The sequence below is a fragment of the Pseudomonas sp. 18173 genome (assembly GCF_050432945.1).
Taxonomy (GTDB): domain Bacteria; phylum Pseudomonadota; class Gammaproteobacteria; order Pseudomonadales; family Pseudomonadaceae; genus Aquipseudomonas.
In genome coordinates this window covers 241,480-266,227 of the sequence record NZ_JBKFTN010000006.1, presented here as the reverse complement: position 1 = coordinate 266,227, position 24,748 = coordinate 241,480, and the positions used below count along the sequence as shown (strand labels likewise).

23 protein-coding genes are annotated in these 24,748 nt (G+C 60.0%); 13 read left to right on the top strand and 10 right to left on the bottom strand.

Annotated elements, in window-relative coordinates; genetic code table 11:
- Positions 1 to 11: 11 nt before the first annotated feature.
- From ACLD1X_RS09745 to flgA, 4 genes are all read right to left on the bottom strand, one after another.
- Positions 12 to 758, bottom strand: a complete 747-nt coding sequence (locus ACLD1X_RS09745) for a flagellar brake protein (protein ID WP_429367113.1) — start codon at positions 756 to 758, stop codon at positions 12 to 14.
- A gap of 93 nt (positions 759 to 851) precedes the next feature.
- On the bottom strand, positions 852 to 1,319 hold the full coding sequence (locus tag ACLD1X_RS09740; RefSeq protein ID WP_429367112.1) for a flagella synthesis protein FlgN: 468 nt from the start codon (positions 1,317 to 1,319) through the stop codon (positions 852 to 854).
- Between the two features lie 48 nt (positions 1,320 to 1,367).
- Positions 1,368 to 1,694 (bottom strand): flagellar biosynthesis anti-sigma factor FlgM, encoded by a 327-nt coding sequence (gene flgM / locus ACLD1X_RS09735; protein ID WP_429367111.1) that lies wholly within the window; start codon positions 1,692 to 1,694, stop codon positions 1,368 to 1,370.
- A 168-nt stretch (positions 1,695 to 1,862) separates the two neighbouring features.
- Positions 1,863 to 2,621: a flagellar basal body P-ring formation chaperone FlgA gene (gene flgA, locus ACLD1X_RS09730; RefSeq protein ID WP_429367110.1), complete on the bottom strand. Its 759-nt coding sequence runs from the start codon at positions 2,619 to 2,621 to the stop codon at positions 1,863 to 1,865.
- A gap of 83 nt (positions 2,622 to 2,704) precedes the next feature.
- Between flgA and ACLD1X_RS09725 the strand changes: the two genes are divergently transcribed.
- From ACLD1X_RS09725 to flgE, 6 genes are all read left to right on the top strand, one after another.
- Positions 2,705 to 3,637: a chemotaxis protein CheV gene (locus tag ACLD1X_RS09725; RefSeq protein WP_085717184.1), complete on the top strand. Its 933-nt coding sequence runs from the start codon at positions 2,705 to 2,707 to the stop codon at positions 3,635 to 3,637.
- Between the two features lie 45 nt (positions 3,638 to 3,682).
- Complete coding sequence (gene cheR / locus ACLD1X_RS09720; RefSeq protein WP_007980127.1) at positions 3,683 to 4,510, top strand: protein-glutamate O-methyltransferase CheR; 828 nt, start codon at positions 3,683 to 3,685, stop codon at positions 4,508 to 4,510.
- A 361-nt stretch (positions 4,511 to 4,871) separates the two neighbouring features.
- The gene (flgB, locus tag ACLD1X_RS09715; RefSeq protein WP_008051530.1) at positions 4,872 to 5,279 is read left to right on the top strand and encodes a flagellar basal body rod protein FlgB; all 408 of its coding nucleotides are present in this window, start codon (positions 4,872 to 4,874) and stop codon (positions 5,277 to 5,279) included.
- Positions 5,280 to 5,282: 3 nt separating this feature from the next.
- Positions 5,283 to 5,726: a flagellar basal body rod protein FlgC gene (flgC, locus tag ACLD1X_RS09710; RefSeq protein ID WP_007980123.1), complete on the top strand. Its 444-nt coding sequence runs from the start codon at positions 5,283 to 5,285 to the stop codon at positions 5,724 to 5,726.
- Between the two features lie 15 nt (positions 5,727 to 5,741).
- Positions 5,742 to 6,464 (top strand): flagellar hook assembly protein FlgD, encoded by a 723-nt coding sequence (flgD, locus tag ACLD1X_RS09705; protein WP_429367109.1) that lies wholly within the window; start codon positions 5,742 to 5,744, stop codon positions 6,462 to 6,464.
- A 31-nt stretch (positions 6,465 to 6,495) separates the two neighbouring features.
- Positions 6,496 to 7,827 carry a flagellar hook protein FlgE gene (gene flgE, locus ACLD1X_RS09700; RefSeq protein WP_429367108.1) on the top strand — a complete coding sequence of 444 codons (1,332 nt, stop codon included), beginning with the start codon at positions 6,496 to 6,498 and terminating at the stop codon, positions 7,825 to 7,827.
- Positions 7,828 to 8,366: 539 nt separating this feature from the next.
- Here flgE and ACLD1X_RS09695 read toward each other — a convergent pair.
- A complete protein-coding gene (locus ACLD1X_RS09695) occupies positions 8,367 to 11,261 on the bottom strand; it encodes a ribonucleoside-diphosphate reductase subunit alpha (protein WP_429367107.1) in 2,895 nt (964 codons plus the stop codon).
- A 742-nt stretch (positions 11,262 to 12,003) separates the two neighbouring features.
- Here ACLD1X_RS09695 and ACLD1X_RS09690 point away from each other — a divergent pair.
- The gene (locus ACLD1X_RS09690; RefSeq protein WP_429367106.1) at positions 12,004 to 12,726 is read left to right on the top strand and encodes a response regulator; all 723 of its coding nucleotides are present in this window, start codon (positions 12,004 to 12,006) and stop codon (positions 12,724 to 12,726) included.
- Positions 12,723 to 14,333, top strand: a complete 1,611-nt coding sequence (locus ACLD1X_RS09685; protein WP_429367105.1) for an ATP-binding protein — start codon at positions 12,723 to 12,725, stop codon at positions 14,331 to 14,333. Before ACLD1X_RS09690 ends, ACLD1X_RS09685 begins: the two co-directional genes overlap by 4 nt.
- A 126-nt stretch (positions 14,334 to 14,459) precedes the next feature.
- Here the strand turns inward: ACLD1X_RS09685 and ACLD1X_RS09680 are convergent, their stop codons facing one another.
- Together ACLD1X_RS09680 and ACLD1X_RS09675 are read right to left on the bottom strand one after the other, a co-directional pair.
- Positions 14,460 to 15,185 carry a 4'-phosphopantetheinyl transferase family protein gene (locus ACLD1X_RS09680; RefSeq protein ID WP_429367104.1) on the bottom strand — a complete coding sequence of 242 codons (726 nt, stop codon included), beginning with the start codon at positions 15,183 to 15,185 and terminating at the stop codon, positions 14,460 to 14,462.
- A 215-nt stretch (positions 15,186 to 15,400) separates the two neighbouring features.
- Entirely contained in the window at positions 15,401 to 16,192 is a 792-nt protein-coding gene (locus ACLD1X_RS09675; protein WP_429367103.1) for a dienelactone hydrolase family protein, read from the bottom strand.
- A 145-nt stretch (positions 16,193 to 16,337) separates the two neighbouring features.
- Here ACLD1X_RS09675 and ACLD1X_RS09670 point away from each other — a divergent pair, with 145 nt between their 5' ends.
- The 3 genes from ACLD1X_RS09670 (at position 16,338) to ACLD1X_RS09660 (ending at position 19,081) form a co-directional block, all read left to right on the top strand.
- A complete protein-coding gene (locus ACLD1X_RS09670) occupies positions 16,338 to 16,940 on the top strand; it encodes a hypothetical protein (protein WP_429367102.1) in 603 nt (200 codons plus the stop codon).
- Positions 16,941 to 17,060: 120 nt separating this feature from the next.
- Positions 17,061 to 17,738, top strand: a complete 678-nt coding sequence (locus tag ACLD1X_RS09665) for a response regulator (protein WP_429367101.1) — start codon at positions 17,061 to 17,063, stop codon at positions 17,736 to 17,738.
- Entirely contained in the window at positions 17,735 to 19,081 is a 1,347-nt protein-coding gene (locus ACLD1X_RS09660) for an ATP-binding protein (protein WP_429367100.1), read from the top strand. Before ACLD1X_RS09665 ends, ACLD1X_RS09660 begins: the two co-directional genes overlap by 4 nt.
- Before the next feature lie 175 nt (positions 19,082 to 19,256).
- Here ACLD1X_RS09660 and ACLD1X_RS09655 read toward each other — a convergent pair whose 3' ends face one another.
- The gene (locus tag ACLD1X_RS09655) at positions 19,257 to 20,255 is read right to left on the bottom strand and encodes an AraC family transcriptional regulator (RefSeq protein ID WP_429367099.1); all 999 of its coding nucleotides are present in this window, start codon (positions 20,253 to 20,255) and stop codon (positions 19,257 to 19,259) included.
- 338 nt (positions 20,256 to 20,593) lie between these two features.
- Between ACLD1X_RS09655 and ACLD1X_RS09650 the strand changes: the two genes are divergently transcribed.
- On the top strand, positions 20,594 to 21,928 hold the full coding sequence (locus tag ACLD1X_RS09650; RefSeq protein WP_429367098.1) for a dicarboxylate/amino acid:cation symporter: 1,335 nt from the start codon (positions 20,594 to 20,596) through the stop codon (positions 21,926 to 21,928).
- 144 nt (positions 21,929 to 22,072) lie between these two features.
- Complete coding sequence (locus tag ACLD1X_RS09645; RefSeq protein WP_429367097.1) at positions 22,073 to 23,254, top strand: CaiB/BaiF CoA transferase family protein; 1,182 nt, start codon at positions 22,073 to 22,075, stop codon at positions 23,252 to 23,254.
- A gap of 121 nt (positions 23,255 to 23,375) precedes the next feature.
- Here the strand turns inward: ACLD1X_RS09645 and ACLD1X_RS09640 are convergent, their stop codons facing one another.
- Both ACLD1X_RS09640 and ACLD1X_RS09635 read right to left on the bottom strand, forming a co-directional pair.
- Positions 23,376 to 23,870: a SprT family zinc-dependent metalloprotease gene (locus ACLD1X_RS09640; RefSeq protein ID WP_429367096.1), complete on the bottom strand. Its 495-nt coding sequence runs from the start codon at positions 23,868 to 23,870 to the stop codon at positions 23,376 to 23,378.
- Positions 23,871 to 24,028: 158 nt separating this feature from the next.
- On the bottom strand, positions 24,029 to 24,631 hold the full coding sequence (locus tag ACLD1X_RS09635) for a Yip1 family protein (RefSeq protein WP_429367095.1): 603 nt from the start codon (positions 24,629 to 24,631) through the stop codon (positions 24,029 to 24,031).
- Positions 24,632 to 24,748: the final 117 nt, after the last annotated feature.

Below are 24,748 nucleotides of genomic sequence, written 5' to 3'. Positions count from 1 at the left end.
TTGACGCTCTATCAGATGTCGTCTTTGTCGAAGCGGCGCGCTTCGCGTTGCAACTGGTAGACGAAGCGTTCGACCTGACGCTGCACCAGTCCACTCATGTTGTGGAAACGAATGCCGGCGAAAGTGGTGGAGATCTTTTCTTCGAAATGCAGATAACGCAGCTCGACCGGGGCGGTCATTTTGCCAAAGGGCAGGTCGGCGTTGAAGCGGTCGTAAACCTGGCCCAGTTGCAGGCTGCCAGTGATGTCGCCGTCGAAACGCAGTTTGCAGCCGGTCGCGGAAATATCCAGCAGCTTGCCGCTGATGGGAGCCTTGAGCTTTTCGCCGTCGAGGTTGACGTTGACCAGTTGTGCCAGCTTCAGCGCTGCGCGGAATGCATTGCGGCGCTGGTGGTACACCACTTCATCGGGCAGGGTGCCGCGATAGCAGCGGCTGCCACCGGATTCGTCGATGTTCAATTGACCGTTGCTTTCCCAGGCAATGCGCACGCCTTCGTGGAAGCCTTCGACCTTGAACGGTTCGCCCGCCAGCAGGTAGCGCTCGCCATCGCGGGGAATCATTTCGTCCAGGGCGATCATGTTGCTGTCACGGTCCAGATCCACCAGATAGCTCTGGAAGCGCTGGCTGCGCTCGTGGAACGTGATGATCAGCGGGTCATGGCTTTCGAGCAGCTGGCGCAGGTTGCCGGAGATTTCCAAGGGCGTGGAGAGCACCTTGGGTGGCTGCGGAGCATCATCCACGGATAAGGCATTGGACACGGTTAATCAATCTCCAGACAAAATTTGACTACGACTGGCCAGCATTTTGCCAGCATCTTTCGCGTCTTGGATAGAGCGGGCTCTTCGAGCGGCCTAAGCCTGACTGAGCGGGCGCGGCTTAGCAAGCTTGGAGAATGTTCCGCTGGCATCGTAAAGCGCCGGGGTTTCACCACCGTTGAGGATTTTCAGCTGGGTGGCCGTAGCGGCCTGCTGAGTGAGGATTGACTGACCGTTGTTGGCGTTGATGGCCTGGCACTGGGCCAGAAGATCGGTCAGCACGTCACTTTGCGCCAGCAACTGGTCGCCAATGCTCGACTGGCTGGCCAATTGCTCAAGACCGCCGCGGTTGGTCGGCAGGTTGAGGCTGGCGAGGACTTCACTGCGCTTGCGGCCATGCTGTTCGAGCAAGACCACCAATGCCTGTTTCTGCGCCAGGATGTCCTCGAGCAATGGCATGTCGCGGCCATGCAAGGCGAGGGATTCGGTCTGCAGTAACTCCAGCAGGTGTTGCGCTGGAGCAAAGTCGTCGGTGATCAGTTGCAGTAAATTAGTGTCGTGCATGGCTGGCCTTGGGTTTTAAGCGTCCAAAAGCCTGGCGCCGGCGGTGGCCTAGCGCTGGGCTTCGAAGTTGAGCAGTTTGCTGGCTACACGGTTGCTGTCGACCTTATAGCTGCCATCGGCAATCGCTGCTTTCAATTCGGCCACGCGGGCTTTGTCGACGGCAGGCTGATCGCGCAGCTTGTCTGTGACCTTCTGCAACTGTTGAGCCTCATTGCTGAGATGTACCGATTCCCCGCTTTTGACGGTACCGGCCTGTTCGGCCGCGGACTCCAGCGGCGCGGATTTGCCGGCTTCGGCGCTTTCCTTGCTGGCGCTGGTACGTGTACTGCCCGTAAGGGACGAGGAGCTGTTCAAACGGCTGAAATCGATGACCATGATAAAAAAACCTCTGGGAATTTGGACGCTTGCCATGGTTTCGGCCATTCCCTGGAAAACTTTAGGTCCATTTATCAATGAACCTCGCGCGCGTCAGCGCTTGCCCTGCATGGAGCACAGTCTAGGGAACAGCCGCGGCAAGCGCCACATTCCGGTGAACCGAGAGCCTTACATGGACACTTCCACCTGCCCCGGCGCCATGACCTGTGCCTTGATGACTCGCTGGGAGTTGAGGTTTTTCACCCGGATCTGTTCGCTCAGACCGCCGTTCGACAGGGCTTCGCCCGGCATGCGCACGCTGAGCGTGCCGCTGCGGGCGGTAATCACCACCTGATCACCCTTGCGGATGACTTCGGCCTGTTCGATATGCACCAGGGTAATCACCTGGTCGGCGACCGTTGGTCGGGTCAGTCGCTGCCCGATCGCCTGGTCAAGGGAGGTCAGGTAGCCCTGGCTGATCAGGCTGATATCACGTTCGCGCAGGACCACATCCCCAGGCTCGACAATGGCCGCGCGGCGCAGTGGCCGGGCGGTGGTCACGACATCGCGAAACAGGCGGACTTGAGCGGGCACGAAGACGGTCCAGGGGGCGGCACCCTCGCAATGGACCTTGACCGTGACCCGTCCCAGCGGCTTGGGGCTCTCAAGGGTTGCTGTCAATTCCTTGTCGCACATGGGCATGTGCATGCGCGGGTCGAGCGGGTTGACCTGGATCTCGTAGCGACCTTCCGTTTGACTGGTAGCCAGATAGTCTTCTACGGTGAACTCAAGAAAGCCCTGAGTGACGCCGATAAGCATGTCAGGCAAGGTAACCGCGTCAGCAAGGGCAGGGCTGCCAGCGTTGAACAGGCAAACAGCCGCCAGCACGCCGAGCAATTTGCGGCAGGGTATGGTCAGGCGTCGAAAAAATGTCGGTTCTGTGTTCATAACGATTAAAAAAGCAAGCGCCGTGCCGTTTAGTGTGGAAGGCGCGTCGCAACAACACTTGGCGTTGGTGTAGGAGTCTGGGCATGGCTGGTGTAATGGATGCGGTAAACCAGCGCACGCAACTGGTGGGGCAGAATCGCCTTGAGCTGTTGTTGTTCCGTCTCGACGGCCAGCAGCTGTACGGGATCAACGTGTTCAAGGTTCGGGAGGTGCTGCAATGCCCCCAGCTGACGCTGATGCCCAAATCCAGTCCTGTCGTGTGCGGTGTGGCGAACATCCGGGGGGCGACCATTCCGATCCTTGATCTGGCGATGGCGACCGGCTCCGGCGCTTTGAAGGACAAGAACAATCCCTTCGTGATCATCACGGAGTACAACACCAAGACCCAGGGTTTCCTGGTGCGCTCGGTGGAGCGCATCGTCAACATGAACTGGGAGGAGATCCATCCACCACCCAAGGGCACCGGGCGCGATCACTACCTGACGGCGGTGACACGGGTCGACAATCAGCTGGTCGAAATCATCGACGTCGAGAAAGTGCTGGCGGAAGTGGCGCCGACACCGGAAGCGATTTCCGTCGGCGTGGTGGATGTCGAAACCCAGCACAAGGCGCTTTCGTTGCGCGTGCTGACGGTCGACGACTCGTCGGTGGCGCGCAAGCAGGTCACGCGCTGCCTGCAAACGGTCGGCGTTGAAGTGGTGGCGCTGAACGACGGTCGGCAAGCGCTGGATTACCTGCGCAAACTGGTCGATGAAGGCAAGAAACCGGAAGAAGAGTTCCTGATGATGATCTCCGACATCGAGATGCCGGAGATGGACGGGTACACACTGACGGCGGAAATCCGCAACGACCCGCGCATGCAAAAGCTTCATATCATCCTGCATACTTCGTTGTCGGGGGTTTTCAATCAGGCGATGGTCAAGAAGGTCGGTGCCGATGACTTCCTGGCCAAATTCCGTCCTGATGACCTGGCATCCCGGGTAGTCGACCGGATCAAGGCAGCAGATATCAGCTAGGGGCCTGCGCCCCTGGCAGTCAACACGATTTAAGAGGCGGCATCATTGTCTACGGGTAATTTGGATTTCGAACAGTTCCGGGTGTTCCTGGAAAAAGCCTGTGGCATTTTGCTCGGTGAAAACAAGCAGTACCTGGTCTCCAGCCGTCTCAACAAACTGATGGAACAGCAAGGCATCAAGTCTTTGGGTGAGCTGGTTCAGCGGATGCAGACCCAGCCGCGCAGCGGTTTGCGCGAGCAGGTGGTAGACGCCATGACCACCAACGAAACCCTGTGGTTTCGTGACACCTACCCGTTTGAAGTCTTGAAGAACAAGGTACTGCCCGAAGCGATCAAGGCCAGTCCCGGCCAGCGCCTGCGCATCTGGTCGGCGGCGTGCTCCTCAGGCCAGGAACCGTATTCGCTGTCGATGTCCATCGACGAGTTCGAGCGGGTCAACATGGGCCAGTTGAGGATGGGCGTGCAGATTGTTGCCACCGACCTGTCCGGCACCATGCTGAACAACTGCAAGACTGGCGAGTACGACAGCCTGGCCATCGGCCGTGGTCTGTCACCGGAGCGCCTGCAGCGTTATTTCGACCCGAAAGGGCCGGGGCGCTGGGCGATCAAGGCACCGATCAAGAGCCGGGTGGAGTTCCGTTCCTTCAACCTGCTGGACAGCTACGCGAGCCTGGGCAAGTTCGATATCGTGTTTTGCCGCAACGTGCTGATCTACTTCTCCGCCGAGGTGAAGAAGGACATCCTGTTGCGCATCCACAGTACGTTGAAGCCGGGCGGTTACCTGTTCCTTGGTGCTTCCGAAGCGCTGAACGGATTGCCGGATCATTACCAGATGGTCCAGTGCAGCCCGGGGATCATTTACCAGGCGAAGTGATTTTTGCTGGCGTTGTCAAAAAACGGGAGTCCTTAGAGGCTCCCGTTTTTTTATGCCTGCCGATATCCCGCTAACACCGCATACACCTGTAGGAGCGAGCTTGCTCGCGATGGTGTGTCAGCGGACGCGGGTGTTGATCGATCCTCCATCGCGAGCAAGCTCGCTCCTACAGGGATGGCGGTGTTCTTTGGATTGGTGGAAGCGGCAGAAAAGCGGCAGGCGGCGGAAAACCGTTGCCGCTTTTCTGGCATTGCCGCGTTGCCGTAGCCGGCAAAGCCCCGGTTTTCGGGCTTTTTTGAATTGGCATGGGGCTTGCTAAGTTGATCCTACGAAAAATCAGGTCACCCGAAGGTTTCCCGACATGAGCATCAGCTTCGATAAAGCGCTCGGTATCCATGAACAAGCCCTGGGCTTCCGCGCCCAGCGTGCCGAAGTCCTGGCCAACAACATCGCCAACGCCGATACCCCGAACTACAAGGCTCGGGACCTGGACTTCTCGAAAGTGCTCGCCGAGCAGAACGAGAAAACCAAGAGCGGCACCTTTGCCTTGAACATGACCAACAGCCGTCATATCGAAGCTGAAGGCCTGGGCAATGGCGACGAGTCGTTGCTGTATCGCACGCCGATGCAACCGTCGATCGACCAGAACACCGTGGATGCTCAACTGGAACAGTCGAACTACGCGGAAAACGCGATCGGCTTCCAGGCCAGCTTCACCCTGCTCAACAGCAAATTCAAAGGGCTGGTATCAGCCTTGCGCGGAGAGTAAGCCATGTCTCTATCCAGTGTTTTCAACATTGCCGGTAGCGGCATGAGTGCGCAGACCACGCGTTTGAACACCGTCGCTTCGAACATCGCCAACGCCGAGACCGTCTCGTCGAGCATCGACCAGACCTACCGCGCGCGTCACCCGGTGTTCGCCACCATGTTCCAGGGCGGCCAGAGCGGTGGCAGCGACTCGCTGTTCCAGAGCCAGGATGCCGCCGGGCAGGGCGTGCAGGTGCTGGGTGTGGTCGAAGACCAGAGCAATCTCGAGGCACGCTACGAGCCGAACCATCCGGCGGCCGATGCCAAGGGTTACGTCTACTACCCGAACGTCAATGTGGTTGAAGAAATGGCCGACATGATTTCCGCGAGCCGTTCGTTCCAGACCAACGCCGAAATGATGAACACCGCCAAAACCATGATGCAGAAGGTCCTGACCCTCGGTCAGTGATAAGGGGCGACTCAGATGAGTGTTACCGATTCCACCAGTGGTTTGAGCCTCAACGACATCCTGGCCAACTCCTCGGTCAAGACCAACACCACGACTGACGGCCTCGCGTCGGCAGCCGGCAGCGCCACGGGCAACAAGGCCCTGGGCAAGGATGCGTTCCTGCAGTTGCTGGTGACCCAGCTGAAAAACCAGAACCCGCTGGAGCCCCAGGACAACGGCGCGTTCGTGGCCCAGTTGGCGCAGTTCAGTAGCCTTGAAGGCATTACCACGCTCAACGACACCGTGAGCGGCCTGGCCAGCAACTACAACTCGTCCCAGGCACTGCAGGCGTCGTCGCTGGTCGGCCGCTCGGTCATCGCGCCGGGCGACAAGGCTGTGGTCGATACCACCAAGAGCCTCAGCGGCACGGTGGTGGTTCCGTCTTCGGTGGCGTCTGCCACCCTGAAGATCACCGATTCCAGTGGCAAGACCGTGCGCACCATCGACCTCGGTTCGCAGAAGGCCGGCAACGCCAGCTTCATCTGGGACGGCAAGAACGATGCGGGTGAGACGGTACCTGCGGGCACCTACAGCTTCGGCGCCACGACCACGATCGATGGCAAGTCCGTCGCGTTGATCACCAACCTGCCTGCAACCGTCAACAGCGTGACCATCAGCCAGACCGGCGGTGAGTTGATGCTCAACCTCGCCGGGCTGGGCAGCGTTGCCCTGTCCAAAGTACAAACCATTGGTATGTAGAGCCGACTAACACGGCACAAAGGAGTGGATGATGTCTTTCAATATCGGCCTTAGCGGTCTCTATGCAGCCAACAAACAACTGGACGTGACCGGCAACAACATCGCCAACGTTGCGACCACCGGTTTCAAATCGTCCCGCGCAGAATTCGAAGACGTGTACTCGGCGACCCGCCTGGGCACCGGCAGCAAGACCGTCGGCAACGGCGTGCGCCTGGCCAACGTTTCCCAGCAGTTCGGCCAGGGTGACGTGAGCAACACCGGCAACGTGCTCGACATGGGTATCCAGGGCAACGGCTTTTTTGTCCTGAGCAACAACGGCTCGCTGACCTACACCCGCGCCGGTACGTTCAAGACCGACAAGGACGGCTACGTCACCAACAGCGACGGCACTGCCCGCCTGCAAGGTTACGGTGTCGACTCCAACGGCAAGATCGTCAACGGCGTGCTGACCGACCTGCGGATCGATACCTCCAACCTGGCGCCGAAATCCACCAACCTTGTTTCGTCGACCATCAACCTGGACTCCACGTCGCCGGTCATCGACCAGACAGTGGCCGCCAACAAGTTCGATCCGTCCAAGACCGAGACCTTCACCAAGTCGTTCAGTACCCCGGTTTTCGATACGCAGGGTAACCAGCACCCCATGGATCAATACATGGTCAAGACCGGACCGAACACCTGGGATACCTACACCCTGATCGATGGTCGCAATCCTGATGGCACCGATCCCAAGGTGATCGCACCGATCCCTTCGACCATGAAGTTCGACTCTTCCGGTAAACTGGTCTCGGTCAGCACGCCGGTGACGCCGCCAACCACGCCACCGACCTCGGTGATCAGCAGCGACCTGAAGATCACCAACTGGACGCCGGGCAGCGTGACCAATGGCGTGTGGACAGCCAACGGTGCTTCCGCCGACCCGGCCGGCATGACCATTTCCATGGCCAACACCTCCCAGTTCAACGCCGATACCGCGCGTTCGATTCCTTCGCAGAACGGTTACGCCACCGGCCAGATCACCAACCTGACCATCGACGGCAGCGGTGTGTTGCTGGCCAACTTCAGCAACAACCAGACCAAGCCGATCGGCCAGATTTCCCTGGCCAGCTTCACCAACGAGCAAGGCTTGCAGCCGGTAGGCGGCACCAGCTGGAAAGAAACCTACGCATCGGGCATCCCGGGCTACGATGCACCGGAAACCGGCACCCTGGGTTCGATCGTTTCCAACTCCCTGGAAGAGTCCAACGTCAACCTGACCAACGAACTGGTCGACCTGATCAAGGCGCAGAGCAACTATCAGGCGAACGCCAAGACCATCTCCACCCAGAGCACCATCATGCAGACCATCATTCAGATGACTTGATGCTGGATTGCGCTGCATAAAAAGCCCCTCGAGAGAGGGGCTTTTTTTTGGCCGGCAACAACCTGCAGGAGCGAGCCTGCTCGCGAAGAACCTGAAATCAGCGCGGGGTATCAGGCATCCAACGTTATCGTTGACGACCATCGCGAGCGAGCTCGCTCCTACAGTTGAACGTGTTTATTCAGGCAAAACCCGGCCCGNCAGCGGCGGCAACCACGGTGACGACTCGGTCCTGGCAGCACCAGCCGGCCCTGCTCCAGTGCCGAAGGCTTGCGCCATCGACGAACCGGATTGCGAAGCTTGCCAATAAGCTGAGCCGGTAACACAAAAACCCCCGACAGGCCTTCGGCTTGTCGGGGGTTTTCTTTTGCCCGTCTGCAGGAGCGAGCTCGCTCGCGATGGACTAGAGAGCGCCACGTTTAACCAGTCAGCACGCGTTATCGTTAGCGTCCATCGCGAGCGAGCTCGCTCCTGCAGACGGGCAAAAGAAAACCCCCGACAAGCCGAAGGCCTGTCGGGGGTTTTTGTGTTACCGGCTCAGCTTATTGGCAAGCTTCGCAATCCGGTTCGTCGATGGCGCAAGCCTTCGGCACTGGAGCAGGGCCGGCTGGTGCTGCCAGGACCGAGTCGTCACCGTGGTTGCCGCCGCTGGAAACAGCGTTCAGCTTGCCGGTGTTGATGGTCGACTTCTCGGTGCTGGTCGCAGCCAGGGCACGGAGGTAGTAAGTGGTCTTCAGGCCACGGTACCAGGCCATGCGGTAGGTCACGTCCAGCTTCTTGCCCGAAGCGCCAGCGATGTACAGGTTCAGCGACTGAGCCTGGTCGATCCACTTCTGACGACGGCTGGCGGCGTCGACGATCCACTTGGTGTCCACTTCGAATGCAGTCGCGTAGAGCTCTTTGAGTTCTTGCGGGATGCGCTCGATCTGCTGCACCGAACCGTCGTAGTACTTCAGGTCGTTGATCATGACCGAGTCCCACAGATCGCGAGCCTTCAGGTCGCGAACCAGGTACGGGTTGATCACGGTGAATTCGCCCGACAGGTTCGATTTCACATACAGGTTCTGGTAGGTCGGTTCGATCGACTGCGACACGCCGGTGATGTTGGCGATGGTCGCGGTCGGTGCGATGGCCATGATGTTGGAGTTACGAATGCCTTTCTGTACACGGGCGCGAACCGGTGCCCAGTCCAGGGTTTCGTTGAGGTCGACATCGATGTACTTCTGGCCACGCTGCTCGATCAGGATCTGTTGCGAATCCAGCGGCAGGATGCCTTTGGACCACAGCGAACCCTGGAACGTGTCGTAAGCGCCACGCTCGTCGGCCAGGTCGCAGGAAGCCTGAATCGCGTAGTAGCTGACCGCTTCCATCGACTTGTCGGCGAACTCGACGGCAGCGTCGGAGCCGTAAGGAATGTGCTGCAGGTACAGCGCATCCTGGAAGCCCATGATGCCCAGGCCGACCGGACGGTGCTTGAAGTTGGAGTTCTTCGCTTGCGGCACCGAGTAGTAGTTGATGTCGATCACGTTGTCGAGCATGCGCACGGCGGTGTTCACGGTGCGTTGCAGCTTGGCGGTGTCCAGCTTGCCGTCGACGATGTGGTTCGGCAGGTTGATCGAGCCCAGGTTGCAAACGGCGATCTCGTCCTTGTTGGTGTTCAAGGTGATCTCGGTGCACAGGTTCGAGCTGTGGACCACGCCGACGTGCTGCTGCGGGCTGCGCAGGTTGCACGGGTCTTTGAAAGTCAGCCATGGGTGGCCGGTTTCGAACAGCATGGACAGCATCTTGCGCCACAGGTCTTTGGCCTGGATGGTCTTGAACAGCTTGACCTTGCCCGGGTACTCGGTCAGGGCTTCGTAGTACTCGTAGCGCTCTTCGAAGGCCTTGCCGGTCAGGTCGTGCAGGTCCGGTACTTCGGACGGCGAGAACAGGGTCCACTTGCCGTCATCGAAGACGCGCTTCATGAACAGGTCAGGGATCCAGTTGGCGGTGTTCATGTCGTGGGTACGACGACGGTCATCACCAGTGTTCTTGCGCAGCTCGATGAACTCTTCGATGTCCATGTGCCAGGTTTCCAGGTAGGCACAGACAGCGCCTTTGCGCTTGCCACCCTGGTTAACGGCAACGGCGGTGTCGTTGACGACTTTCAGGAACGGCACGACGCCCTGGGATTTGCCGTTGGTGCCCTTGATGTAGGAACCCAGCGCACGAACCGGCGTCCAGTCGTTGCCCAGGCCACCGGCGAATTTCGACAGCATGGCGTTGTCGTGGATCGCGTGGTAGATGCCCGACAGGTCATCCGGCACGGTGGTCAGGTAGCAGCTCGACAGCTGTGGACGCAGGGTACCGGCGTTGAACAGGGTCGGCGTCGAAGCCATGTAGTCGAAGGACGACAGCAGGTTGTAGAACTCGATCGCACGGTCTTCTTTTTGCTTCTCTTCGATCGCCAGGCCCATGGCCACGCGCATGAAGAAGATCTGCGGCAGTTCGAAGCGCACGCCATCCTTGTGGATGAAGTAACGGTCGTACAGGGTTTGCAGGCCCAGGTAGGTGAATTGCTGGTCGCGCTCGTGGTTGATCGCCTTGCCCAGTTTTTCCAGGTCGAAGGAGGCCAGCACAGGGTTCAGCAGTTCGAACTCGATACCTTTGGCGATGTAGGCCGGCAGCGCCTTCGCATACAGGTCGGCCATTTCGTGGTGAGTGGCGCTTTCGGCCACACCGAGGAAGCCCAGGCCTTCGGCACGCAGGGTGTCCATCAGCAGGCGGGCGGTCACGAACGAGTAGTTCGGCTCGCGCTCAACCAGGGTACGGGCAGTCATCACCAGGGCGGTGTTGACGTCGTTCAGGGCCACGCCGTCGTACAGGTTCTTCAGGGTTTCGCGCTGGATCAGGTCGCCGTCGACTTCTTCCAGGCCTTCGCAGGCTTCGGTGACGATGGTGTTCAGGCGGCCCATGTCCAGTGGAGCAAGGCTGCCGTCGGCGCGAGTGATGCGGATCGACGGGTGAGCGTTGACCGCTTCTTCGGCCGGAGCGTGCGAAGCGCGCTCCTTGGCGCGGGAGTCACGGTAGATCACGTAGTCACGAGCGACTTTCTGCTCGCCGGCACGCATCAGGGCCAGTTCGACCTGGTCCTGGATTTCTTCGATGTGGATGGTGCCACCCGATGGCATGCGACGCTTGAAGGTCGCGGTGACCTGTTCGGTCAGGCGGGCCACGGTGTCGTGGATTCGCGACGAGGCGGCAGCGGTGCCGCCCTCAACTGCGAGAAACGCTTTGGTGATGGCGACGGTGATTTTGTCATCGGTGTAGGCAACGACAGTGCCGTTACGCTTGATCACGCGCAGTTGGCCAGGCGCGGTGGCAGACAGATCCGAATTCGAATCAGCGGCCTGCGGCAAGGTGCCCTGCGGGTTCTCGCGAGTTGTGTCGGTTTGCATGGGGGAGTGTCTCCACATTCTCTATGTTTGTTTGGGCACCATCACGGTGCCCACCGTTCCGTCCTGAAGCACTACAACCGGCGAGCGCCGGGCATAACAACTTCGGGACAGTAGGAAGGGGGCTTTATCGGGCGCCGCTTCCATGCCGAAGTCTTTGGTTTCACGCCTGGGGCCTGAAACCGGGGTCCTTTGCAGGTGACAGTCTCGGGACTGCAACACCCGTACCGTTTTCACCACTCGTGGCCGAAACACGGTAGCCATCCGCACGCGCGGTTTGGTCTTTCGAAAATACGTTTGGTTCAACCGGACAGAGGCAATAAAAGCGCTTGAAATTGGTGTCTGGTTTGTGTTTGGTTTTTTGCGCAAAACCCTATATCTAGGGTTTTTTTAGCACCGGGCTACAAGATAATGCGTTTTAGGGGGGGATTGCAACGTACTACCTGTGGATAAACCTGTGCGTAAATTGTGTGTGAAAGAGGGAATCGGCGTGTAGGCCGCGACACTGCTGGACCGGACCTTTTTTCAGCGATTTTCTACGATTGAAAACGGCCGGTCGGATTTTTAAGGGCGCGAACCCTATCACAAAAAACCCTGTTGTCCGAACGCATTTACCCGCTTGTGTTCTCGACGGGCGGCGTTTATACAATCGGCCCAGCGTGTATACATATTTATCCCCCCGAATCATTACAAAAAGACGGGCGGATCCTTCCTTATTAGTGTTTTTGGCAAGCAGAGGTCACCCGTGGAGCAAGAAGCCTGGCAGGTATTGATTGTGGAGGACGACCAGCGACTGGCCGAACTGACCCGCGATTACCTGGAAGCCAATGGCCTGCGTGTATCGATCGAAGGCGATGGTGCGCTCGCTGCGAACCGCATCATCAAGGAACAACCGGACCTGGTGATCCTCGACCTGATGCTCCCCGGTGAAGATGGCCTGAGCATTTGCCGCAAGGTCCGCGCCCGGTATGACGGGCCGATCCTGATGCTCACCGCCCGCACCGATGACACCGACCAGATTCTCGGCCTGGACCTGGGGGCTGACGACTACGTGTGCAAGCCGGTACGCCCGCGCCTGCTGCTGGCGCGCATCCAGGCCTTGCTGCGTCGCAGTGAAACGCCCGAAATCACCCCGGAAAAACAGCGGCGCCTGCAGTTCGGCCCGCTGATCGTCGACAACGCCTTGCGTGAAGCCTGGCTGCAGGGCAACGGCATCGAGCTGACCAGCGCCGAATTCGACCTGCTCTGGCTTTTGGTGGCCAATGCCGGGCGCATCCTCTCCCGGGAAGAGATCTTTACCGCACTGCGGGGCATCGGCTATGACGGTCAGGACCGCTCCATCGATGTGCGCATCTCGCGCATCCGCCCGAAGATCGGCGATGATCCCGAGCACCCGCGGCTGATCAAGACAGTACGCAGCAAAGGCTATCTGTTCGTTCCCGAGGCTTGCGTAGACCAGACCCTGTGAACTCGATCTTCCTGCGCATTTACGGCGGCATGTGTGCCGCGCTGATACTGGTGGCGGTGCTCGGCGTGCTGGCGTTGCACCTGCTCAATCAGGTGCGCAGCGAGCAATACCGCGAGCGCCTGGCCCACGGCACGTTTTCACTGATGGCCGACAACCTGCAACCGATGAACCAGACCGAGCGTCACCGGGCCTTGCTGGTTTGGGAGCGGCTGCTGGGCATTCCGCTGGCGCTGAAAACCTTTACCGAGACGGATCTCGACCTGACCCAGCGCACTCGTGTGTTGCGCGGCCAGGCCTTGGTGGAGCAGACCGGGCCGCACGCGGCGAAGGTGTACAAGCTGGTCAGCGACAAGGAGCAGTTGATGCTCACCGGGGAAGTGCAGCAGATCAGCGAACAGCTGGCCCGGGCAACCATCTACCTGTTGACCGATGAACTGGTGCGCACTCCGGTAGCCGACCAGCCCTTGCGCCTGGCGCAATTGAAGGAAAGCAAGGGCTTCGGCTTCGACCTGCGCCTGGTCACGGTTGACGCGGCGGACATGGACGAAGACCAGAGCCGCCGGGTGTCCGAGGGTGACACGGTGATGGCGCTGGGCAAGGGGGGCGATTCGATCCGGGTGTTTGCCGGCATGGTCGGCACGCCGTGGGTCCTGGAAATCGGCCCGTTGTACCAGATGAATCCCTATCCCCCGGAATGGCTGGTGCTGATCGCCGCGCTGGGCCTGACGCTGATCGGCCTGATCGTCTATCTGTTGGTGCGTCAGCTCGAGCGCCGCTTGCGTGGCCTGGAGGCCGCGGCCACGCGCATCGCCAAGGGCAGCCTGGAAACCCGCGTGCCGGCGCGCGGTGCGGATTCGGTGGGGCGGCTGGCCTCGGCCTTCAACGGCATGGCCGAACACTTGCAACAGTTGCTGGCGATCCAGCGCGAACTGGTGCGCGCGGTGTCCCACGAATTGCGCACGCCGGTGGCGCGCCTGCGCTTTGGCCTGGAGATGATCGGCTCGGCCACCACGCCACAGGCCCTGGAAAAATACTGCCAGGGCATGGACCACGACATCGAGGACCTCGACCGGCTGGTCGACGAGATGCTGACCTATGCACGGCTCGAACAGGGTTCTCCGGCGCTGAACTTTCAGCGGATCGACCTGGATGCCTTGGTCAACCAAGTGATTGAAGAACTGGCGCCGTTGCGCGCCGACGTCACGGTACAGCGCGGGTTGTGCTTGTCAGCGGCCGATAACGACGACGCCTGGGTCGAGGCCGAACCGCGTTATCTGCACCGGGCGATCCAGAATCTGGTGAGCAATGCCATGCGCCATGCGCAATCACGGGTGACCATCAGCTATCAGGTGGGGCAGCAGCGATGCCGGGTGGATATCGAGGATGACGGGCCGGGAGTGCCGGAGTCGGCGTGGGAGAAAATCTTCACGCCGTTCCTGCGTCTGGACGACAGCCGCACCCGTGCTTCTGGAGGCCATGGATTAGGCCTGTCCATTGTGCGACGGATCATCCATTGGCATGACGGGCGGGCGTTGATCGGCAAGAGCAAAAGCCTGGGTGGGGCATGTTTCAGCTTGAGTTGGCCGAGGAATCAGGAGAAACGGTGAGATTTTCGGTGAATGTTCAACCGCTTTCGCGAGCAAGCCCGCTCCCACATTGGGCTTTGTGAACACCACAGGTCCAGTGTGGGAGCGGGCTTGCTCGCGAAGGGGCCCTGCCATGCGCCAAAAAATTCAGGCCTTTATGCTGACCAGACTCAACAACTGCCCATCCTTGACCCCGAACTGCGCATCCAGCTCGGTGCCGTTGCACCATTCGCGGGACAGGTCGGTGAGCAGTCGCAATCGCACCTCACCCGATTCACGCCACTCCAGCACTTCGGCGTGCTCGAAATAAAAACGTTGCTGGACGATCGGATAGAGCGCCTTGAACAGGCTTTCCTTGACCGAGAAGGTCAGGGTGACCAACAACGCCCGTTGATCGTGAGGACCGGCCGCCATGCGCTGTAGCTCCGGCGGATTGAGGATTTCCCCGGCCAGGCGTTCGGCCCGATCGGCATTGAGCAGGTTTTCCAGATCCATGCCCAGGCCGCGCCAATGGCTTTTGTTCGCAACAATCGCCGCGGCCCGGCCAGTGCTATGGGTGATCGAGCCAGTGACATGGGCAGGCCAGACCGGTGCCCGGTCTTCACCAATGGCCGGAATCAAGCCCAAACCGTTGAGTCGCTGTAACGCCGCCCGGGCACACACTCGCCCGGCGAGAAATTCGGCCTGCCGTTTGGCGACGGAACGCTGAATGTTTGCCGGTGCCTCCACAGCGCTGCGCTGAAAATCATCGCTGGCCAGTCGGGTGCTATCGAAACGAGTGCTCACCAGGACCGTATCGGGCAGCACAAACGGCAGCGGCCAATGGTCATCGAGGGGGGTGCAGCAAACGGGCAGGGCAGGAGTGGCGTTCATGCCGGGCATTTTGCCGGGTTGCCCTGGGGCTGGGTAGTGGCCGGTCGTTTTTGTGGCGAGGGGGCTTGCCCCCGTTGGGTGCCGAAGCCACCCCAAAACCTGCAACCGCATTGTGTCAGACAGGGCGCGGTTGCAGAATTTACGACTGCTTCGCAGCCGAGCGAGAGCAAGCTCCCTCGCCACAGGGAGCTGTGCTTTCCTTCAATAGTTGAGTTTCAGCTGAAGATCTTCTTGAAAAACGCCTGCATGTCCGCCCAGGATTTTTCATCCGCAGCCTTGTTGTAGCCAATGTCCGGCCCGCCATGATCGCCATGGCCCAGTCGATCGGCATCCGGGTTGGTGAAACTGTGCTTGGCGCCGTCGAGCATGACGAATCTGTAGTCGGCGCCGGCCTTGTCCATCTCGCTCTTGAAAGCCGTGATGTTTTCCTGGGTGACGATGCTGTCCAGCGCCCCGTGTTCCACAAGGATCTTCGCCTTGACGCTGCCAGGTGTTGCCGGCGTATTGGTTGTCAGCGCGCCATGGAAACTCACCACGCCGGCCAAGGGCACGCCTTGTCTTGCGGCATTGAGCACCACGCCACCACCGAAGCAGTAGCCGATGGCGGCGATTTTATTCGGATCGGTCTGCGGTTGTTGCTTGAGCAGGTCGAGCCCGGCCTTGAACCTCGCGCTCGACACGGCATTGTCTTTTGACACGGCTTGCATGAAGGCCATGGCGTCTTTGGGGTGCTCGGTTTTTTTGCCGTCACCGTACATGTCGATGGCCAGGGCGCTGTAGCCCAGGCCGGCGAGATCCCGGGCGCGACGCTTGGCGTAGTCGTTCAGGCCCCAGAACTCATGCACCACCACGACTCCGGGGCGCGGACCCTTGAGGGCATCGTCGTAGGCGTAGTAGCCAATCATTTTCGTGCCATCGGCACTTTGGTAGGGGACTTCCCGGGTCTGGATGGCGGCCTGGCTGAGCCCGCTCAAGGCCAGCAGGAGGACGGCGAGGAACATGCGCATGATCGGAACTCCTGTTGAAACGTGTCGAAACATTCGGGAGGGGGCGGTTCAGCCCGGGTTCAGGGTGCGTTCAGGGGGAGTTCAGGGCGCGGTACGTAACCTTGCTCCGTACCCGAAAAGCAAACGGCACATGAGGACACTCCCAATGACTGGATTCAAAAAACTGCTTCTGGCATTCACAGTACTGGGCGCAAGCACTGCAGCCTTCGCGTCCGACGACAACTTCGCCAGCCTTACTATTGGACAGACCAGCGACAAGGTCAAAAAATCCCACGCACTGAACGACAACCTCAATCACCCGAACGCCGATGGCGTGATCGGCAAGGACACCACCTGGGGTGTTCGTCTGGGCCAGCAAAATACCAAGGGCCGGTACTACGCCACTTACGACAATGTGTCGGGCTCGCACAACGGCATTAAACTGCGTCAGGAAAACCTCCTGGGCAGCTACGATCTGTTCTACCCGGTGGGTGGCAGCACCAGGCTGTTCGGTGGTGCCACCGCGGGCCTGACGAAAATGACCCAGGAGTCGCCAGGCTTCAGCCGCGACAGCGATATCGGCTATGCCATTGGTGGCCAGGCGGGTGTGCTGCAACAGGTTTCGCAGAACACCTCGGTTGAACTGGGTTACCGTTACCTGCGCAGCAACGCCAGTACCGAGATGAGCACGCGCGGTGGCAGCAAGCAGGGTTCGCTGGACCTGACCAGCAGTGCGCAGACCTATCTGTCCGCCAACTACGCTTTCTGACAAGCGTTTCGTAAGCGGCCTGCGCCGGATCAGCCCGAGTGACTGATCCGGCATTGCCATGTTAGCTATCGAGGTGCGACGTTGCGCCTCTGGAGATGTTGATTTGCCCGGGAGAGCGTTATGAAACTGCTGGTCGTCGAAGATGAAGCGCTGCTGCGTCATCACCTGAAAACCCGCCTGACGGAAAGCGGCCATGTGGTCGAGTCCGTGGCCAACGCCGAGGAGGCGCAGTACCAGACTGCGCAGTTCAACTTTGACCTGGCGGTAATCGACCTCGGTCTGCCGGGCATGAGCGGGCTCGACCTGATCCGGCAATTGCGCTCAAGCGGCAAGACCTTCCCGATCCTGATCCTCACCGCGCGCGGCAACTGGCAGGACAAGGTCGAAGGCCTGGCCGCCGGTGCCGACGATTACCTGGTCAAGCCGTTTCAGTTCGAAGAGCTGGAGGCCCGCCTGAATGCCTTGCTGCGCCGCTCCAGCGGCTTCACCCAGTCGACCATCGTTGCTGGCCCGTTGCTGCTGGACCTGAACCGCAAGCAGGCGTCCCTCGACGAACAGCCACTTGCGCTGACTGCGTATGAGTACCGCATTCTCGAATACCTGATGCGTCACCATCAGCAAGTGGTGCCCAAGGACCGCTTGATGGAACAGCTCTATCCGGATGACGACGAGCGTGATCCGAATGTGATCGAGGTGCTGGTCGGCCGTCTGCGCCGCAAACTGGAAGGGCCGGGCGGATTCAAGCCGATCGACACCGTGCGCGGCCTGGGTTACCTGTTCAATGAGCGTTGCACTTGATCCGTTCGCTGCGCATTCGCCTGATGCTCGCCGCCACGCTGTTGGCGGTGCTGTTCATGCTGGCGTTGCTGCCGGCGATGCAGGGTGCCTTCAGCCTGGCGCTGCAGGACTCCATCGAGCAGCGTCTGGCATCGGACGTGACCACGTTGATCTCTGCTGCCCGTGTGGAGAACAACAGCCTGCAGATGCCGGCGCAACTGCCCGACGAACGTTTCAATCTCACTGACAGCCGATTGCTCGGCTACATCTATGACCGTGAAGGGCATCTGGTCTGGCGTTCGAAGGCGACCCAGGAAGAACGCATCAATTACAAGCCGCGCTACGATGGACGTGGCAACGAGTTTGCGCGGATCCGCGAAGAAAATGGCCAGGAGTTCTTCGTCTACGACGTCGAGGTCAAGTTGCTCGGCGGCAAAAGTGCCGCCTTCAGTATCGTGGCGCTGCAACCGGTTCGCGAGTACGAACTGACCCTCGAAGGCCTGCGGGAAAATCTCTATCTGGGTTTTGGCGCGGCATTGCTGGTGCTGCTGGCGTTGTTGTGGATCGGCCTGACCTGGGGTTTGCAGGCATTGCGGCGCTTGAGCCAGGAGCTGGACCAGATCGAAGGTGGCACCCGCGAAAGCCTCAGTGAGGAACATCCCCGGGAATTGCTGCGCCTGACCGGTTCTCTCAACCGGTTGCTGCACAGTGAGCGTGAGCAGCGCAGTCGCTACCGTGATTCCCTCGATGACCTGGCCCATAGCCTGAAAACGCCGCTGGCGGTGCTGCAAGGCGTCAGCGAAGACATGGCCCAGCGTCCGGAGGATCGCGATCAGGCCTGGGTGCTGCAAACCCAGATCGAACGCATGAGCCAGCAGATCAGCTACCAGTTGCAGCGTGCCAGCCTGCGCAAAAGCGGCCTGGTACGTCATCAGGTGCGTTTGCAGCCAGTGTTGAAAAGCCTGTGCGACACGCTCGACAAGGTCTATCGCGACAAGCGCGTGCACGTCGCGTTTGACCTGCCTGACCCGTGCTATGTACCGATCGAGCAGGGCGCTCTATTGGAGATGATGGGCAACCTGCTGGAAAACGCCTATCGACTGTGCCTGGGTGAAATACGCATCAGCGTGCGCGAAACCCTCGGTGGCATCGAGTTGTGTGTCGAGGACGATGGCCCCGGCGTACCGCAGGACCAGCGCGCACGGATTCTCGAGCGCGGCGAGCGCCTGGACCGTCAGCACCCAGGACAGGGCATTGGCCTGGCGGTGGTCAAGGACATCATCGAGAGCTACAGCGCCAAGCTGACCCTGGGCGATTCACCGATGGGCGGGGCGGCATTCCGGATTCACTTCCCGGTGGTATGACCTTGAGTTTGGTCGTGCTCTTTCGGGCCTCTTCGTCGGATCGCCGCCCGGAGCAAGCCCGCTCCCACAATTATCGGGGTCGCACACAATTGCTGTGGACGCAGTGAATCCCTGTGGGAGCGGGCTTGCCCGCGAAGGGGCCAGTGAACACACCAGATAAATTTGCTCTTGAACTTCAGCTCTCCTGCGCCCGATAAGCCCCCGGCGTCAGCCCGGTCCACTTCTTGAACGCCCGGTGAAACGCCGACGGCTCGGAAAACCCCAGCTGCTCGGCGATCTGTTGCAACGACAGGTCGGCGCGGCCCAGGTGGTAGATCGCGATGTCCCGGCGCAATTGGTCCTTCAATTCCTGAAAGCTCGTGCCCTCTTCCCGCAAATGCCGGCGCAAGGTCTGGGGGCTGATGTGCAGGTGCGCGGCTACGGCTTCCAGATCGGGCCAGCGTGAACTGTCGCGACTGAGCAAACGGCACAAACGGCTGCTCAAACTGTCACCATCATCGGGGCGCGAGAGCAGGTCGGCGGGGGAGCGCTCGAGGAAATGCTTGAGGGTGCGTTCATCCTGCAACAGCGGCATGGTCAGGTAGCGGCTGTGAAACAACAGGCTGCTCTGGGGACTGGAAAACTCGAGCGGACAGGAAAACAGCAGGTCGTACTCGGCGCCGTGTTCCGGCCGGGGGTAACTGAACGTGGCCTGTTCCAGGCGAATGCGCTGGCCGATCAGCCAGCTGCCGAATCGGTGCCAGATCACCAGCAGGCTTTCACTGAGGAAATGATCCGGGTCCCAAAGCTGCGAGTCGTCGAGGCTCAGGCGCACCCATTCATCTTCGCGGCTCAGGGTCAAACGCGGAGCCCCGGGGAATAGGCTATAAAACAATAAGCCACGATTGAGTGCCTTATCCAGGCTGCGGCAGTGAATCACGGCATGGCACATCATCGCGAAGCTGCCCGGCCTGCTCGGGGCTTGCCCGAACCCCAGGTACTCGTCGTCCAGTGCCAGCCACAAGGCCTGAATCAACTGAGTGAATTGCTCTGGAGCGATGCGCGCCCGGGGCTCGTCCAGCAACTCGGGGCTGATCCCCAGTTGTTGTAGCAGGCCCGAATAGTCGTAGCCGTGCCGACGCGCACCACCAAGGGCGGCGCGGGCGAAATGACTGGCAATGGTGCGTTCGCGCATGACAGCAGTTCTGACCGTTGAGTGACGGATGGTAGCTGCGCACTGCGGGCGTGAACAGGGCGGATATCCGCCAAATTGCAGGGCGTCTTTTAATGGAAGGGCGGAAATCCGCCACATGATTGTAAACGTCCGGTGACAGGGAAATTGCTGCGACCCCTGATATCAAAAGGCTTGCAGGGATTTTGCGCAAGGTGGCACGGGCCTTGCGATACAACGTGCAGATGCCTGCCGTTGCGCAGCTCGAAAAAACAAATCCCTCCAGTGCAGGAGGGTTCGCAATTGCGGTGTTGCGGGCAACAGATGGATGTTGACACCGGGCACCCTTGAGGAACTTTGCAATGACGACTCGTCAGCCACTGTACAAATCCCTGTATTTCCAGGTGATCGTTGCAATTGTCATCGGTATCGCACTCGGTCACTACTATCCACAGATCGGTGTGGCCGTGAAGCCGTTGGGTGACGGGTTCATCAAGCTGATCAAAATGATCATCGCCCCGATCATCTTCTGTACCGTTGTCAGCGGTATCGCCGGCATGCAGAACATGAAGTCGGTCGGCAAGACCGGTGGCTATGCGCTGCTGTACTTCGAGATCGTTTCGACCATTGCCCTGCTGGTCGGTCTGGTCGTGGTCAACATTGTGCAGCCAGGCAATGGCATGCACATTGACGTCGCCACCCTTGATGCCTCCAAGGTGGCCGCCTATGTTGCAGCCGGTGCTGACCAAAGCGTTGTCGGCTTCCTGCTGAACGTGATCCCGACCACCATCTTCGGCGCCTTCGCCACCGGCGACATCCTGCAAGTGCTGATGTTCTCGGTGATCTTCGGCTTCGCCCTGCATCGCCTGGGTGACTACGGCAAGCCGCTGCTGGACTTCATCGATCGCTTCGCCCACGTGATGTTCAACATCATCAACATGATCATGAAGCTCGCGCCAATCGGTGCCTTCGGTGCCATGGCGTTCACCATCGGTGCCTACGGCGTCGGCTCGCTGGTGCAACTGGGCCAGTTGATGGCGTGTTTCTACATCACCTGCCTGCTGTTCATCCTGATCGTGCTGGGTTCGATTGCCCGCCTGCACGGTTTCAGCGTGCTGAAAATGATCCGCTACATCCGTGAAGAACTGCTGATCGTGCTGGGTACTTCGTCGTCGGAATCGGTGCTGCCACGCATGCTGATCAAGATGGAGCGTCTGGGCGCGAAGAAATCGGTCGTAGGCCTGGTGATCCCGACCGGCTACTCGTTCAACCTCGACGGTACCGCCATCTACCTGACCATGGCCGCGGTATTCATTGCCCAGGCCACTGACAGCCACATGGACATCACGCACCAGATCACCCTGCTGGTGGTGTTGCTGCTGTCGTCCAAGGGCGCTGCGGGTGTGACCGGTAGCGGCTTCATCGTACTGGCGGCTACCCTGTCCGCCGTGGGCCACCTGCCGGTTGCCGGCCTGGCGCTGATCCTCGGCATCGACCGCTTCATGTCCGAAGCCCGTGCCCTGACCAACCTGGTCGGTAACGCCGTGGCCACCATCGTTGTGGCCAAGTGGGTCAAGGAACTGGACACCGACGTACTGCAAGCCGAGCTGGCTTCGGGCGGTCGCGGTATTGCCGAAGAGCCTAAAGACGATGTTTTGGGCCACGTCGAAGGGGCAACCCCGACAAACGCCAAGTAAGTCTTGTCGCTATGAAAAACCCGCTTCGGCGGGTTTTTTCATGCCTGGTGTTTGAGCGCAACGGTCACTGCACGTGGCGCATTAGGTGATTGCTGCAAAGCCGACGGCTGCCTAGGCTGGGTGCATCGTCAAGGGAGAACGTTCATGCCCGGTCCACTGGCATCACTCAAGGTTCTGGATTTTTCGACACTGTTGCCGGGGCCGTTCGCCTCGTTGTTGCTGGCGGACATGGGCGCCGAAGTGCTGCGCATCGAATCGCCGACCCGCATGGATCTGCTACGGGTGTTGCCGCCCCACGATCAAGGCGTGTCAGCCAGCCATGCGTACCTCAATCGCAACAAGCGCAGCCTCGCCCTGGACCTCAAGCAACCTGAGGCGCTGGAGGTGATCAAGTCGTTGCTGCAGGACTACGACATTGTGCTCGAGCAGTTTCGCCCGGGCGTCATGGAGCGTCTTGGCCTGGGTTACGAAGCCCTGAAGGCGATCAATCCGAAATTGATTTATGTGTCGATCACCGGTTACGGCCAGACCGGCCCCTACAAGGACCGCGCCGGCCATGACATCAACTACCTGGCCTTGTCCGGGCTGGCGAGTTACACCGGGCGGGCCGACAGTGGGCCGTTGCCGTTGGGCATGCAGGTGGCGGATGTCGCCGGAGGCTCGTTGCACGGGGTGATTGGCTTGTTGGCGGCGGTCATTGCCCGGCAGCAAACCGGTCAGGGCCAGCACCTGGATGTCAGCATGACCGACTGTGCGTTCAGCCTGCATGCGATGGCGGGTGCCGGGTATCTGGCCTGTGGCGTCGAGCCGGGGCCGGAAAACCAGGTGCTCAATGGCGGCAGCTTCTACGATTACTACCGCTCCCGGGATGGGCGCTGGCTGTCGGTGGGTAGCCTGGAGCCGGCATTCATGAAACAGTTGTGTACAGCCTTGGGGCTGGAGGAACTGGCCGGTCTCGGCCTGTCACCGCAACTGGCGCATCGGCAACAGCTTAAAGACGCGCTGAAACTCGAATTCGAAAAGCATGACTTTGCCGAGTTGCGCGCGCTGTTCGCGGAGCTGGATGCTTGTGTCGAGCCAGTATTGAGCCTGGGGGAAGCGCTGCATCATCCGCAACTGCAGGCACGGGAGTTGGTGGCGCAAGTGCCGCGGGGCGACGGATCAAGCCAGGCGCAGATGGCGTGTCCGCTGAAGTTTTCAGACGGGTTGCCTGAGCCTCGGCATATCGGCGCGGCGCTGGGGCAGCATACGGATCAGGTGTTGGGGGAGTTGGGGTTCAGTGCGCTGCGGATTGCTGAATTGCGGGGCGCCAAGGTCATTCTATAGCGTCTACTCCGGCCTCTTCGCGAGCAGGCTCGCTCCCACAGGGGAGGCTTTGGTGTCGCATAAATCCTGTGTGGGAGCGGGCTTGCCCGCGAAGGGGCCAGTACAGCCACCACACACTCCGCTATTCGACCCGCATCTCCCCACTGAACACCAGCGTATGGCGACACCGCCGACACAAGTACCTGCGCCCCTGGCGCACCAGGCTGTGACGCTGGGCCGAGAACGGGAAGTCGCTGTCGGCGCACGGGCACTTGTAGATGTAGCGGGTCACGCTGCGGCGTTTGATGTCATAGGTGTGGCAGCGGTTGGGCGGCAGTTCGTACACGCCGCGCATGATCAATTGCCACTCTTCGCCATGGGGCTGGATGCGGTCGCCGAACAACTGATGGGCGATCAGGTGGGCGACTTCATGGGCGACGGTCTGCTTGAGGAAATCTTCGGTGTTTTCCCGATACAGCTGCGGGTTGAAGCGCAGCAGGTTCTCGTGCAAATGCGCGACACCGGCTTTTTGCCCGCGCAGCTTGAGGCTCACCACGGGGCGCTTGAAAGGTCGTTTGAAAAAGGATTCGGCTAGTTGGAAACAGTCTTCGACGCGGGAATTGAGTTGCTCGGGCATGCTTGATGGATCTCCAGAGCGGTCGAGTATGCCGCAACCCTGCGGCCTTGCGAATCGCCCAGGTGCCGAATGGTCGTGCGCCGCCTCGTTCCTGAAGAATGGAAAGGCCGCCTTGCGGCGGCCTGTTTCGGTTGTTTCTGATTATCAGTGATGAGCGGCTAATTGGTGTAGACCGGCCCTACGCCGAGTCCCCAGACAATGACGGTGAACGCCATGATGGCGACCAGCACCACCAGGCCTACGGCGAGCACCGAACTTGAAAACAGGAAGCCCTCGTCAGATGGAATGTTCATGAATGTCGGTAAGCCCACATACAGCAAGTACACCGTGTAGCAGATGGCTGCGGTGCCGACGATCATCCCCAGCCACAAGTGCGGGTACAGGGCGGCGAGGCCGCCGATGAACAACGGTGTGGCGGTGTAGGTTGCAAACGCGATGCAGCGGGCGAGGCTTGGGTTGGCGTCATAGGTGCGGGCCATCCAGTGAATGAATGCGCCCATTACCGCAACACCTCCGAGCATCGCCACGTACGACATGACCGTCATCCATATCGCGCTTTCTACGGTCAACATCACGGGAGCCCGATTGCCGATGACCCAGCCGACCTGTGTGGTGCCTATGAAGGCAGACACGGCGGGAATTGCCGCCAGGATCAGCGTGTGGGTCAGGTACATGTGGCTGATGCTTTCCTCCTGATCGCCACGGATCTCTTTCCATTCTTGGTCAGGGTGGGTGAAGAGCCCCACTACGTGATGGATCATGCCAGTCACTCCTCTTTTTTACCGTCGCCCCCCAGTGGAGCGCCTACGGGCCAATGCGGCCAAGCAAGTCACAGGTCTGAAATTTTCATGAGACCTTATGTCGCAGTATAGGGATGA